The sequence below is a fragment of the Streptomyces pratensis genome (genome assembly GCF_016804005.1).
Taxonomy (GTDB): domain Bacteria; phylum Actinomycetota; class Actinomycetes; order Streptomycetales; family Streptomycetaceae; genus Streptomyces; species Streptomyces pratensis_A.
In genome coordinates, this window is the sequence record NZ_CP051486.1 from 7120615 (window position 1) to 7133333 (window position 12719).

The window sequence follows — 12719 nt, forward strand, 5'->3', positions numbered from 1 at the left end:
GACACCTGTTCACGACTATCTGCACAGCGGGAGCGAGCGGTGAGCGGAACCTCCGAAGGGCCGGAAGTCCGAGCAGGCACGGCCCACGACGCCGGACCGCCGGCGGTCACGCAGTGTGATCATCGGACACCCGGCCTCTCGGAGCTGCACGACTACCGCTCCGCGTTCGCAGCGGCAGCCCTCCCGATGGCCGTCGTCGACCGCCGTGGCCAGATCGTCAGGCCGAACGACGCGCTGAGCAGGCTGCTGGGCACCGACCCCGCGTCCCTGACGGGGCGGCCGGCGGCCGACCTCGTCGGTCTCTCCTCGGACAGTCCCACCTGGCGCGCCTACACCGAGGTCCTGCGCGGTGACCGGCCCCGGCTCCGGTGCACCCGTCGGCTCAAGCACGCCGACGGCCGGCCGCTGTGGGCCGAGGTCACCGTCGTACCGATGGGCGACCCGGGGGCCGGAGCGGGCCGCGTGCTGCTGTCCGTCGCCGACGTCAGCGACCGGCGCGAGCTGCGGGAGCGGCTGCGCCACCTGCGGATGCACGATCCGGTGACCCGGCTGCCCAACCGCACACTGTTCTTCGAGCGGCTCGCGACGGCCCTGGAAGCCCCCGCGGTGCAGGACGGGACACCGCCCCGGCACGGCCGGATCGGCCTCTGCTACCTCGACATCGACGGCTTCAAGGCGGTCAACGACACCCTGGGGCACCGCACGGGCGACCGGTTGCTCGCCGCTGTCGCCGGACGGCTCACCGACTGCGCCGAGGCCGACGGCCACCGCACCGGCGGTCATCTGGTGGCACGCCTCGGCGGCGACGAGTTCGCGATCCTCGTCGAGGAATCATCGGGCACGCGTCAACTCACCGATCTCGCCCGTGCGGTGCTCACCGCCCTCCAGCGGCCCTTCGAGGTGGCGGGGCACCGGCTGTCGGTGTCCGCGTCGATCGGGGTGGTGGAACGGTCGTCGGCCGGGACGTCGGCCACCGCCCTGATGCAGGCGGCGGACACCACGCTGTACTGGGCCAAGGAGGACGGCCGGTCCCGCTGGACCCTCTTCGACCCCGAGCGCAACGCGCACCGGATGACCCGGCAGGCACTCTCCTCCACGCTCCGCCCTGCCGTCGAACGCGGGGAGTTCACCCTGGAGTACCAGCCGCTGGTCGGCATGGCGGACGAGGTCGTACGGGGTGTGGAGGCCCTGGTCCGGTGGAATCACCCACGGTTCGGGCTGCTGGCGCCGAGCCGGTTCGTCCCGATCGCCGAGGAGGACGGCACGATCGTCCAGCTCGGCCGGTGGGTGCTGCGCACCGCCTGCCGCCAGGCCCGCCGCTGGCAGCTCGAACACCCGGACGAGCCCGCGCTGTTCATCAGCGTCAACGTCGCCGTGCGGCAGCTCTGGGACTCCGATCTGGTCGCCGAGGTGGCGGAGATCCTCGCCGAGACGGGCCTCGAAGCCCGGCTGCTGCAGCTGGAGCTGACCGAATCCGCGGTCATGGGTTCCTCCGGCCGCCCGCTGCGGGTGCTCGAGGCGCTCAGTGGCATGGGGGTTCGGATCGCGATCGACGACTTCGGCACGGGCTATTCCAACCTCGCCTATCTGAGCCGGCTGCCCGTGTCCGTGCTGAAGCTGGACGGCTCCTTCGTACGCGGTTTCCGCTACGAGGACGGCGCGCACCCCAGCCCGGCCGACGAGACGATCGTCGAAGCCATGGTGCAGCTGGCGCACCGCCTGGGCCTCACGGTCACCGCGGAGTGCGTGGAGACGTCGGGCCAGGCGGAGCGGCTGCGCCGGATCGGCTGTGACACCGGTCAGGGATGGCTGTACTCACGTGCGGTGGCCCCGGAGCGGATCGCCGAGCTGATCGGCGCCAGGCCGCCGGAGAGCTGAGCGGGTCAGACCGCCCCGGGCAGCCCGTACGCGTCCGCGATGAGCTCGTAAGAGCGCAGCCTGGCCTCTCCGCCGTGCGCGTTGGCCGTGATCATCAGTTCGTCCGCACCGGTGCGCTTGGCCAGGTCGTCCAGGCCGCTGCGGACCTCGTCCGGCGTGCCGTGGACGATGTCCTTCAGCCAGCCGTCGACGAACTCGCGCTCCATGGGGCTGAAGTCGTGGGCCTCCGCCTCCTCGGGGCTGGGCACGAGGCCCGGGCGTCCGGTCCGCAGCCGGACCATGGACAGGGCGCCGGTGAGCACCTGGCGCCTGGCCTCGCGCTCGTCGTCGGCGGCAAGCGCGGCGACCCCGATGAGGGCGTACGGGGCGTCGAGCACGGCGGAGGGCTTGAAGGACTCCCGGTACAGGTCCAGGGCCGGCACGGTGTTCCGCGCCGAGAAGTGGTGGGCGAAGGCGAAGGGCAGGCCGAGGACACCGGCCAGCCGTGCGCTGAAACCGGAGGAGCCCAGGAGCCAGACGGGCGGACGGCCCGGCGACTGGACGCCGCCGGGCGACGTGGCCTGCACCGGTCCGGGAACAGCGTGGATACGGGCGTAGGGGTGCCCGTCCGGGAAGTCGTCGTCCAGGAAGCGGATCAGCTCCGCCAGCTGCTGCGGGAAATCGTCGGCACCCTCGTTCAGCCGGTCGGTGCGGCGCAGTGCGGCGGCGGTCGCGCCGTCCGTGCCGGGGGCCCGTCCCAGGCCGAGGTCGACACGGCCGGGGGCCATCGCCTCCAGGGTCCCGAACTGCTCGGCGATCACCAGCGGGGCGTGGTTGGGCAGCATCACACCGCCGGAGCCGAGCCTGATGCGCTCGGTGTGCGCGGCCAGGTGCGCGAGGATCACGGCGGGGGACGACGAGGCCACACCGGGCATGGAGTGGTGTTCGGCAACCCAGAAACGGTGGAAACCACGGGCTTCGGCGAGCTTGGCGATGTCCACGCTGGTGCGCAGGGCCTGGGTGGCCGTCCGGCCCTGGCCCACGGTCACCAGGTCGAGCACGGAGAGGGGCACGGAGGCCGTCCCGCCCGCTGTGCCACGAATCTGGTCGCCTCGGTTCTCGTCCACGTGTTCGGCCTCTCCGGTGCTACGTCTGCGTATCGGAGAGTGCCAACAGGAGGATGGCTCCGCTTATTCCCCCGAAGCCACGGCCCGCCGCCCCACACCCCTGGGCGGCCTCACCGGACGTCTACTCCCGTACTTCGATGCCCTTGGGCTCGGTGGCCCCCAGCGGGGGCTCGCGGGTGGCGAACAGGGTGCCGAGGGTGGGGGCCCAGATACGGCGCTCGGCCAGCCGGAGCCCCTCCCAGACCGCCACCTGGTTGGCGGTGAGGACCGGCTTGCCGAGGAGTTCCTCCAGTTCGGGGACGTGCGCGGCGGTGTGCAGGGCGTTGTCGGGGAGGAGCACCACCTCGGCGTCGGGATGGTCCCCGGCCACGGCCAGCTCCTTCACGAGGTCCACGTCCGCCGCGGCCGCCTCGGACGCCGTGATGATGCCGCTGCCCCGGGTCGCGGCCACCTCGACCCCGCCGGACTCCAGGAAGCCGGCGAAGAGCGCGGCGATGTCCTCGGAGTAGGTCGCGGCGACCGCGACCCGGGAGGCGCCCAGTTCGCGTACCGCGTGGACGAAGGCGACGGATGTGCTGGACGCGGGAAGCCCCGCGGCCCTGGCCAGCCCCGCGGCCTGCTCGTGCGCCCCGTCCCAGCCGTAGGCGAAGCTGCCGCCCGAACAGGCCCAGACCAGCGATTCGGCGCCGGCCATCCGCAATTCCTCGACACCGGCGTTCAGCCGGTCGGGCTCGCCCGCCACCCTCAGGTTCTCGGCCCTGCGGGCGTCCTCGTCTATATCGGTGTGGAAGAGGGGCACTCTGATGTCGCTGTCGAGCATGACCTCGATCCGCGGGAAGTCGTCCTCCGCGGCGTGGCCAGGGTAGAGAAGTCCTACGGTCGTCATGTCCATCCTTCCGGTGCGTCCGGATGTCCTGCCGGCACTCCTGTCACCGCTGCCCCCGCCTGGGACAAGTATTCCCCTTATGGCCCCATATCGCCGCCCGCAACGTGTGCGACCAGCGGTTTCTCCCGCGCCACGGAGGCCCTGTTGACGGGCGTGTGCCCCGGTGCGAGCGTGGTCATTCCGATGACCACTCCCGTGATCCTCGTCCTGGACACCGACCCGTCACCGCGCCTCGGCCGGCTGACCGGCCGGGCCGTCGTCCGGTACGCCGACGAGCGGACACTGGGCGCACAGCTGCCCGACGCGGATGTGCTGCTCGTCTGGGACTTCACCTCCGACGCCGTCCGCGAGGCCTGGCCGGGCGACGGGCCGCGCCCGCGCTGGGTCCACACCGCGAGCGCCGGGGTGGACAGGCTGCTCTGCCCCGAGCTGACCGCCTCCCCCACCGTGGTCACCAACGCCCGGGGCGTCTTCGAGCTGCCCATCGCCGAGTACGTCGCGGGGCTGGTGCTCGCCTTCGCCAAGGACCTCCCCCGCACGCTGGAGCTACAGCGGCAGCACCGGTGGCGCCACCGGGAGACCCGGGGGCTCGCCGGGACCCGGGCGGTGGTCGTCGGCGCGGGCCCCGTCGGCCGGGAGATCATGCGGTTGCTGCACGGCCTCGGAGTCCAGGTGGCGCTCGTGGGGCGCACGGCGCGGCGCACGATCCACGGCATCGAGGATCTGGACCGGCTGGCGGCGGGCGCGGACTGGGTGATCGGCGCGGCCCCGCTGACGGAGGAGACCCTCGGGATGTTCGACGCCCGCTTCTTCGGACTGCTCCAGCCCTCCGCCCACTTCGTCAACGTGGGGCGCGGTCAGCTGACCGTCGAGGAGGACCTGGCCGACGCGCTGCGCAGGCACTGGATCGCGGGTGCGGCGCTCGACGTGTTCCAGGAGGAGCCGCTGGGCCCCTCCAGCCCGCTGTGGGACCTGCCCGGCCTGCTGGTCTCCCCGCACATGAGCGGGGACACGGCCGGCTGGCGGGACCGGCTGGGCGAGCAGTTCGTCTCGATGTACGAACTCTGGGCAGCCGGTGACCCGCTCCCCAACGTGGTGGACACGACGCGCGGTTACCCGCCGTCCGCCGACATCCCCTCCTGACTTTCCGGAGCGACGGGCAGTCATGAAGTCGTGCACCACGGGGAACACGCCCCGCACACCACCCGTCGCCCTCCGCCCATGACGAGACACGGGAAGGTCACCCTCCGGCCACTGTTCGGTTACATGGCAGCGCTTGCTGCATAGGTGCCCCTGATCGGGCAGGTGCTCACCCTGTCCGGACTGTTCGACACCCCGATTTCTCCAGGAGATTGCGAACCATGGCTGACTTCCCTCACCTGTCCCGTCGGGGCTTCCTCAATCGATCGGCGGCCGTGGGAGGTCTGCTCGTCGTCCCCGGACTGCTCTCCGCGTGCAGCAAGACCGACGCGGGCGCCGCGGACGGTGAGGGCGCGCTCGACAAGCTCCGCAAGCAGGGCTTCGTCCGCGTCGCGTACGCCAACGAGGCACCGTACGGCTACATGGAGGGCAAGGAGCTCAAGGGTGAGGCCCCCACCCTGCACCGGGAGATATTCAAGGCGCTCGGCGTCGACGAGCTGAAGCCCACCCTCTCGGAGTGGGACGGCCTCATCCCCGGCCTGCAGGCGGGCAAGTACGACGTCGTCAGCGCGGGCATGGCCATCACCCCCGAACGCTGCGCCAACGCCCTCTTCTCGGAGCCGGAGTTCATATCCCCCACCGCCCTGATGGTGAAGAAGGGCAACCCGAAGAAGCTCACCGACCTGGCCTCGGCGAAGGCGGCCGACGTCACCATCGGCGTGATGTCCGGTGCGGTGGAGGGCTCGTACGCCGAGGGCGCGGGCATCGCCGAGGGGAAGATCAAGACGCTGCAGAAGCCGCAGGACGGTGCGGACGCCGTCAAGGGCGGCCGGATCGACGCCTTCCTGCTCACCGGCATCTCGCTGCGCTGGCTCGCGAAGACCAACCCCGACACCGAGGTCACCGAGGCCTTCGTCCCCGAGCTCGACGGGAAGAAGCAGTTCTCGCCGGGTGGTGCGGTGTTCCGCCAGGGCAACGAGGATCTGCGGGACTCCTTCAACCGCGAGCTCAAGAAGATCGTCTCGGACAGGTCCCGATACGTGGAACTGCTCCAGGAGTTCGGCTTCGGTGCCACGGAGATTCCGCCGGCCACGCTCAAGACGGCCGACCTGTGCAAGGGCTGACGAGGGCGGAGCACACCGTATGAGTGACTTCTTCTCCACGCTCCTCGACGAATTCCCCCAGGTCAGATCCGGTCTGTGGGTGACAGTCGAGGCCACCGTCCTGGGCTCCTTGCTCGCCCTGCTCCTCTCGTTCGCACTCGGTCTGGCGGCGGGCAGCAGACTCCTCCTGGTACGCGGGGTCTCCCGGACCGTCGTGGAGTTCTTCCGCGGCACCTCCCTCTACATCCAGCTGTTCTGGCTCTACTACGCGATGCCGCAGCTGACAGGCTACGAGCTGACGCCGATGCTCTGCGGTGTCGTCGCCTTCGGCCTGAACTACGGGGCGTACGGCTCCGAGATCGTGCGGGGCGCGATCAACTCCGTGCCGCGCGCCCAGTACGAGGCGGCGGTGGCACTGAACATGACGCCCTTCCACCGGATGCGGAAGGTGATCCTTCCCCAGGCCTGGGTCCAGATGATCCCGTCCTTCACCAACCTCCTTATCCAGCTGCTGAAGTGCACGCCGCTGCTGTGGCTCATCTCCGCGGCCGACCTGATGACGGTGATCCAGCAGATCCGCGACCGCACGGGTGAGAGCCTCACCGCCTATCTGACTCTGCTGGCCGCCTACTTCGTCCTCGCCTACGCGCTGACCCTGCTGATGAACATGCTGGAGCGGACCGCGAAGCGGCGGCTCGGCCTGCACACCGGCGCGGGCAGCCTGCTGAGGACGCGCAGCGCGGAGCCCGCCACCACGGCCGGAGGTGCCCGGTGAACACATTCGACTGGGATGCCGTCGGGGACGCCTTCCCCCTGCTGCTCGAAGGCTTCCGGGTCACCCTGCTCGCGACCGTGCTCGGCACGCTCGTGGCCGCGGTGCTCGGCCTGGCGATCGCCGTGGCCGGACGGGCGCCGTCCCGCTTCGTGACGGTGCCCGTGAAGGCGGTGATGGAGTTCATCCGCTCCACCCCGCTGCTGGTCCAGCTGGTCGGCGCGGCGGCGGTGTTCAGCTCCGTGGAGCCCCTGACCATCGGCATCGCGGTGCTGGGCATCCACTACGCCACGTACACCTCCGAGGTGTACCGGGCCGGGATCGACGGCGTCCCGAAGGGCCAGTGGGAGGCCTGCCGGGCGCTCTCGATGTCCCCGCGGCGCACCTGGCAGGCGGTGATCCTGCCGCAGGCGGTGCGCAACGTGCTGCCCGCCCTCGGCAACTACGCCGTCTCGATGTTCAAGGAGACCCCCTTCCTCGCCGTGATCACCGTGCAGGAGATGGTCTTCGAGGCCCGGAAGTACGGAGCCGACCACTTCGCGTACACCGAGGCATTCACACTCGCGGGACTGGTCTTCCTGGTCGCGAGCTATCCCACCTCGCTGCTGATGAGAAAGCTGGAGAAGCGCCTTGGCCACTGACTCTGCCCCCCTCAAGGAGCCCGCGGACTCCGCCCCCGTCAAGGAGCCCGCGGAGCTGACTCCGGTCGCCGGTACGACCGGCGTGGAGCCGCTGGTCCGCTTCGACAAGGTCGTCAAGCGGTACGGCGACCATGTGGTGCTGGACGAACTCGACTTCACCGTGCGGCGAGGCGAGCACGTCACGCTGATCGGGCCGAGCGGCTCCGGCAAGACCACCATCCTGCGGCTGCTGATGACGCTCGAGAAGGTCAGCGACGGCGTGATCTGGGTGGACGGCTCACCGCTGTCCCATGTGCGCCGGCCGGACGGCTCGCTGAAGCCGGCGGGCGAGAAGCAGCTCCGGGAGTCCCGTAAGAAGATCGGGATGGTCTTCCAGCAGTTCAACCTCTTCCCGAACATGAAGGTGCTCCAGAACATCACCGAGGCACCGGTCAACGTCCTGGGCATGGACCGTGAGCTGGCGGAGGGCCGGGCCCGCGAGCTGCTGGACCTCGTCGGGCTCTCCGGGAAGGTCGACGCGCACCCCTCCCAGCTCTCCGGCGGCCAGCAGCAACGCGTGGCGATCGCCCGCGCACTGGCGATGCAGCCGGAGATCCTGCTCCTCGACGAGGTGACGTCGGCGCTCGACCCCGAGCTCGTGGCGGGTGTACTGGATTTGCTCGGCGACATCGCCAGGACCACCGACATCACGATGCTCTGCGTGACCCACGAGATGAACTTCGCCCGCGACGTGTCCGAAAAGGTCCTGATGTTCGACGCGGGACGGGTTGTCGAGTCCGGTACGCCGGAAAAAATATTCACCGACCCCGAGCACGAACGTACGCGCGAGTTCCTCAACGCGGTGCTGTGACCTTGCCGTTGGCATGACGCTCATGACGTCGGCATATGCCATGCGGGTGCGCCCCAGCTGATGGAGCCGGGCCGCACCCTCAACTCCCCGACAGCCCCTCCTAATCAGCCACTTGGCGACTATCGTGGGTCGTGAGCTTGCGGTCACAACCTGATAGAGGCCCTGAAGGGGGAATCGTGGCGTTGAAGCCCGAGCCGAAGGCGCCGTTCCATTCGGTGCAGTACGCCTTGCGCGTGCTCGAGTCCGTGTCCACTCACGGCAGCGGGGTGACCGAGGCTCTGATCTCCCGCGAAACGGGGCTCCCGACCGGGCACCTCACGCCCCTCCTGCTGACACTGCGCCGCGAGGGGTACGTCGAGCAGGTCGCCGACGGCGTGTACGTCATCGGTGCCTCGCTCATCGAACTGGGCTCCGGCACCGCCCGCAGGCAGGCCCTGGAGGCGAAGCTCCAGCAGACCCTGGTGCAGCTGCGCGACTCGGTCGGTGCGGCGGTCTACGTCAGCCGCTACGTCGACGGGGAGATCCGCGTCACACAGATGGCCGACGGGCCGCGCACCCCCGCCGTCAACGAGTGGGTGGACTTCCGCTCGGCGGCGCACGCCAGCGCGATCGGCAAGTGCCTGCTGACACAGCTCGACCAGAATGGCCGGCGCGACCACCTGTCCCGGCACCGGATCGCACGCCTGACCTCGCGGACGATCACGAGCGAGAAGGTGCTCTTCTCGAAGCTGGACAGCCAGCCGGCGACGGTGCCGGTGCTCGATCTGCAGGAGTACGCCGTCGGCACGGTGTGCGCGGCCGTCCCGCTGACGGCGGGCTCGTCCGCGGGGTGCCTCGCGCTGTCCCTGCCGATCGAGCACGCGCACCGGCTGCGGGCGGCGGCCGCCACCCTGAACCGGCGCGCTGCTCCCGTCCTGCTGTCGCTGGCCCTCTGAGCCGGCGCGGCACCAGGGACGCCCGGAGCGGGTGGCCACCGGGGCCGCTTGATCGGTATATATGAGGTGGTGCGGGCCCGCAGGTCAGGGGCGGGCCCGCACCTCCGGGGACAATGTGGCGAGGCCCACGCGCAGGCGCGTGGGCGCGTGTCATCAGCACCCCTGAGGACCGGGTATTATTTTCGAGTCAGCAGGCGCCGTTAGCTCAGTTGGTTAGAGCAGCTGACTCTTAATCAGCGGGTCCGGGGTTCGAGTCCCTGACGGCGCACAGACACCACAGTGGGCGGTCTCCTTCCGGGGAGACCGCCCACTGTGCGTTGCGCTACGGCTGTCAGAACTGCACGTCGGAGCACGCGTAGAACGCGTTGGTGGTGTCCGCGACGTTCCAGACGGCCAGGACGATGTGCTTACCGCTCTTCTGGGTGGGCATCGAGCCCTGGTGCGTCAGTGTCGCCGGGGGCTGCTGGTTCCCGTACGGCACCGTCATGAAGGGCTGCGATTCCAGGGCGGCCCTGGTGAGCGGCTTGGTGGAGTCCCAGCCGTTCTTGGTGATGTAGTAGCGGAAGTCGCTGGTGGAGTGCCGGGCGGTGAACTGCCAGCGGAAGCTGTAGCCCTGCCCGGAGGTGACCTTGGTGGCGGGCCAGGCACCACCGCGCGGGTCGTCGAGCTGAGCGAACTGACCGTTTCCGCCGGAGCAGATCTTGCCGTCCGCCGGTCCTGCCGCCGGGAAGCCCTTGGGGCCCTCGACGCTCTGCGGCTCCCACTGGATGTTGCCGCAGCCGGTGACGGTGCCGTTGGCACAGAGCTTCTGCCGGCTGATGGGGGAATCCGTGTAGCCGTGACTGCTGGCACTGCCGGTCGCGAACATGGAGACGCCCGCTATCGCCAGGCCGATGACGGCCGCGCTTGCCCTTTTCCGCATGCTGTGTCGCTCCTCGAGAACGTGGGGGATGTTCTGGGGATGTTCTGAGCTGTGCTGCGCGCCTCGCTCGTGCGGTCTAGACCAAGTCCAGATTATTGACGCGGCATGAACATGTCCAGACCAATGTGGATCGGGTTTCAGCGCGTACTTCCGTGCAACCGGAAGGGGTCAGGCCCCCTCACCGGCGCTCCGGCCGGTGTAGAAAGCCACCGTCAGATCCCTGACCAGGGCCTTGTGTTCGTAGGCGTCGAGCTCGACGATGCCGCGCGCGGTCAGCCGGCCGACGGTGTCGTCCACGGCGTCGACGACGGAGGTCAGCACCCCGTCCCGGTGCTTCGCGTCGATGGCCGCCACCCGGCACCGCTGCATCGCCGCGGCGACCTCGGGGGCGTACTCGATGCCGGTCGGCTGCGCGGAGTACACCTCGATGCCCACCGGTACGCAGTCCGCCTTGACCATGCGGGTCAGGGCGTCGCCCACCGCCTCGGCGTCGCGCAGGGTGTGGGTGTCCTCGTGGAAGGCGTCGGCGGGCAGTTGCGAGAGCACCCGGGCCAGCGCCGCCTCGACCTGGTCACGCAGGTACCGCTCGTGGTCCGCGACACCGAGCATGGCCCGCGCGGTGTCCTTGACCCGCCAGACGACGAGGACCACGACACGCAGCGCGGTGCCGCTCGCGTCCACGGCGTGCAGCGGCTCACTGCGCCAGTGCCGCAGACGTACGTCGATCCGGCGGCGGCGCAGGAGCGGGGAGATCCACAGGAGGCCGGTTCGCCGGACGCTGCCGCGATAGCCGCCGAAGAGCGTCAGCACCGAGGCGTGTCCGGCCCGGCCCCGTCCGAGACCGCGGAGCGCGAACAGCACCACGGCCGCCAGCAGTCCGAGCAGGGCCCAGGCCCCGGTGCCGATGCCGTCGTACGGGCGCGGACCGAGGCCGAGCCGCCCGGTCACGGTGGCGGGCACGGCGCCCTGCCACCACAGCACGGCGAGTCCGGCCGCCGTCACCGCCGCGGCGGTGGACAGCGCGGCCCATCCGGGCAGTACGGGGCCTGGCCGCTCGGTGAGCCTGGGGTCGGCGAGGGGAGCGGGCCGGGTGGGTGCCTGCCGCTGGGGGGAGCGCGGCAGGGGTGGACGGCGGACGCCGGACCTCTGCGCGACCCCGGTGCCCGCCGCGGTGCCGCCCGTGCCGGGGGGCCTGTCGCCGTGGCCGTCGTCACGGAAGAGCAGGTGCACGGGGATGGGCGCGGTGGATTCGGTGGAGATGACGGGCTGTCGGCGCCCGGTGCCCCACCAGGCCACCGGGTCCGCGGCGCCGACGGTGAGCGTCACCGCGGCGCGCTTCTCCTCGGCGGCCCGCAGGGCCCCGCCGGGCGGGGACTTCCGGAGATCCGGCCCGGCCCCCGGTTCCCTCCCGCACTCCGCCCGGGTGGCCACCGGCTCGGCCGCCGCGCGGGTGGCCTCTTCGACGCCCGCCCAGGTGACCGCCTCGGTGTCCGCGCGGGTGGCCGCCTCGACGTCCGCGCGAGTGGCCGCCTCGACGTCCGCGCGAGTGGCCGCCTCGACGTCCGCGCGAGTGGCCGCCTCGACGTCCGCGCGGGTGACCGCCTCGACGTTCGTCCGGGTGACCGACTCGAAGCCCGCCCAGGTGACCGCCTCGACGTTCGTCCGGGTGACCGCCTCGACGTCCGCGCGGGTGACCGCCTCGGCGTCCGTCCGGGTGACCGACTCGAAGCCCGCCCAGGTGACCGACTCGACGTCCGGGCGGGTGATCGCCTCGGCGTCCGCCCGGGTGACCGGCTCGAAGCCCGCCCAGGTGACCGACTCGGCGTCCGCCCGGGTGACCGCCCCGGAGTCCGCACGGGTGACCTCTTCGACATCCGCGCGGGTGGCCGCCTTGGCAGCCGCCCAGGTGACCGACTCGGTGTCCGCGCGCATGGCCGCGTCCGGGACCCGGGGCGGATCCGTCACCTGCTCCGGGGCCGGTTCCGGCAGTTCCGGCCCGCGCGCCAGATCCAGATCCAGATCCGGGCCCGGACCCAGGTCCGCCGCCGCAAGGACGTCGACCGGGGCAGCTCGTCCGACCCCGGCCACGGCGTCCATGGCCGGCCCCAGATCCGCCGGGATGGACTCGTCCTCCGGCGCCGGAGGCACACCCACCGCGAGCGGCGCACCCACCGCCACGGGCGCGTCCACCGCCGCAGGCTCACGCACCGCCAGCGGCGCGCCCGCACGCGAGGGCTCGTCCACAGCGGCGGACGCATCGCCCACCGTGGCCTCGGCGGGCTCCCGCAGCGGCTCCGGCTCCGCACCGGGCCCCGGCAGTCCTGCCAGGCCCGTCTCCGTCGCGGGCGGCATCTGCGCCGGCGCCTCCCCGGCGCCGGGCGCGGGCACGACCCTGGCGTACCTCTCCCCCAGCTCGTCCCATTCGCCCCGTACGTTCTCGATGGATCGCATTCCCGCCTCCGTCATGTCCGTTCCGTCACTTCAGC

At 71.1% G+C, this 12719-nt stretch carries 11 protein-coding genes and 1 tRNA gene; 8 read left to right on the forward strand and 4 right to left on the reverse strand.

Going from position 1 to position 12719, the window contains the following annotated elements; genetic code table 11:
• The first annotated feature begins 39 nt into the window (after positions 1-39).
• A complete protein-coding gene (locus HED23_RS29780; protein ID WP_203186440.1) occupies positions 40-1878 on the forward strand; it encodes a putative bifunctional diguanylate cyclase/phosphodiesterase in 1839 nt (612 codons plus the stop codon).
• A gap of 5 nt (positions 1879-1883) precedes the next feature.
• On the opposite strand, the gene HED23_RS29785 is transcribed toward HED23_RS29780, so the two are convergent.
• Both HED23_RS29785 and HED23_RS29790 read right to left on the reverse strand, forming a co-directional pair.
• The gene (locus HED23_RS29785) at positions 1884-2984 is read right to left on the reverse strand and encodes an LLM class flavin-dependent oxidoreductase (RefSeq protein ID WP_203186441.1); all 1101 of its coding nucleotides are present in this window, start codon (positions 2982-2984) and stop codon (positions 1884-1886) included.
• Positions 2985-3105: 121 nt separating this feature from the next.
• Positions 3106-3870 (reverse strand): decarboxylase, encoded by a 765-nt coding sequence (locus HED23_RS29790; protein ID WP_203186442.1) that lies wholly within the window; start codon positions 3868-3870, stop codon positions 3106-3108.
• Between the two features lie 183 nt (positions 3871-4053).
• Here HED23_RS29790 and HED23_RS29795 point away from each other — a divergent pair, with 183 nt between their 5' ends.
• The 7 genes from HED23_RS29795 to HED23_RS29825 all read left to right on the forward strand — a co-directional run bounded on the left by HED23_RS29795 (position 4054) and on the right by HED23_RS29825 (position 9579).
• Positions 4054-5013, forward strand: a complete 960-nt coding sequence (locus HED23_RS29795; protein ID WP_203186443.1) for a D-2-hydroxyacid dehydrogenase — start codon at positions 4054-4056, stop codon at positions 5011-5013.
• Positions 5014-5231: 218 nt separating this feature from the next.
• A complete protein-coding gene (gene ehuB / locus HED23_RS29800) occupies positions 5232-6134 on the forward strand; it encodes an ectoine/hydroxyectoine ABC transporter substrate-binding protein EhuB (protein ID WP_203186444.1) in 903 nt (300 codons plus the stop codon).
• A gap of 19 nt (positions 6135-6153) precedes the next feature.
• On the forward strand, positions 6154-6888 hold the full coding sequence (gene ehuC / locus HED23_RS29805; protein WP_203186445.1) for an ectoine/hydroxyectoine ABC transporter permease subunit EhuC: 735 nt from the start codon (positions 6154-6156) through the stop codon (positions 6886-6888).
• Positions 6885-7526: an ectoine/hydroxyectoine ABC transporter permease subunit EhuD gene (gene ehuD, locus HED23_RS29810; protein ID WP_203186446.1), complete on the forward strand. Its 642-nt coding sequence runs from the start codon at positions 6885-6887 to the stop codon at positions 7524-7526. Before ehuC ends, ehuD begins: the two co-directional genes overlap by 4 nt.
• Complete coding sequence (ehuA, locus tag HED23_RS29815) at positions 7516-8376, forward strand: ectoine/hydroxyectoine ABC transporter ATP-binding protein EhuA (protein WP_203186447.1); 861 nt, start codon at positions 7516-7518, stop codon at positions 8374-8376. The genes ehuD and ehuA overlap by 11 nt, the downstream gene beginning before the upstream one ends.
• 176 nt (positions 8377-8552) lie before the next feature.
• Positions 8553-9311 carry an IclR family transcriptional regulator gene (locus tag HED23_RS29820; RefSeq protein WP_203186448.1) on the forward strand — a complete coding sequence of 253 codons (759 nt, stop codon included), beginning with the start codon at positions 8553-8555 and terminating at the stop codon, positions 9309-9311.
• A 194-nt stretch (positions 9312-9505) separates the two neighbouring features.
• A tRNA-Lys gene (locus HED23_RS29825) sits at positions 9506-9579 on the forward strand.
• A gap of 63 nt (positions 9580-9642) precedes the next feature.
• Here HED23_RS29825 and HED23_RS29830 read toward each other — a convergent pair.
• Positions 9643-10233 (reverse strand): lytic polysaccharide monooxygenase auxiliary activity family 9 protein, encoded by a 591-nt coding sequence (locus tag HED23_RS29830; RefSeq protein WP_203186449.1) that lies wholly within the window; start codon positions 10231-10233, stop codon positions 9643-9645.
• A gap of 168 nt (positions 10234-10401) precedes the next feature.
• Complete coding sequence (locus HED23_RS35515) at positions 10402-12684, reverse strand: SPFH domain-containing protein (RefSeq protein ID WP_238442163.1); 2283 nt, start codon at positions 12682-12684, stop codon at positions 10402-10404.
• Between the last annotated feature and the right edge of the window lie 35 nt (positions 12685-12719).

Excerpts from the sequence above, each read along its gene's own strand:
- HED23_RS29790 (WP_203186442.1), bottom strand. The coding sequence starts at position 3,870 with ATGACGACCGTAGGACTTCTCTACCCTGGCCACGCCGCGGAGGACGAC.
- HED23_RS29795 (WP_203186443.1), top strand. The coding sequence starts at position 4,054 with ATGACCACTCCCGTGATCCTCGTCCTGGACACCGACCCGTCACCGCGC.
- ehuB (WP_203186444.1), top strand. The coding sequence starts at position 5,232 with ATGGCTGACTTCCCTCACCTGTCCCGTCGGGGCTTCCTCAATCGATCG.
- ehuC (WP_203186445.1), top strand. The coding sequence starts at position 6,154 with ATGAGTGACTTCTTCTCCACGCTCCTCGACGAATTCCCCCAGGTCAGA.
- HED23_RS29830 (WP_203186449.1), bottom strand. The coding sequence starts at position 10,233 with ATGCGGAAAAGGGCAAGCGCGGCCGTCATCGGCCTGGCGATAGCGGGC.
- HED23_RS35515 (WP_238442163.1), bottom strand. The coding sequence starts at position 12,684 with ATGCGATCCATCGAGAACGTACGGGGCGAATGGGACGAGCTGGGGGAG.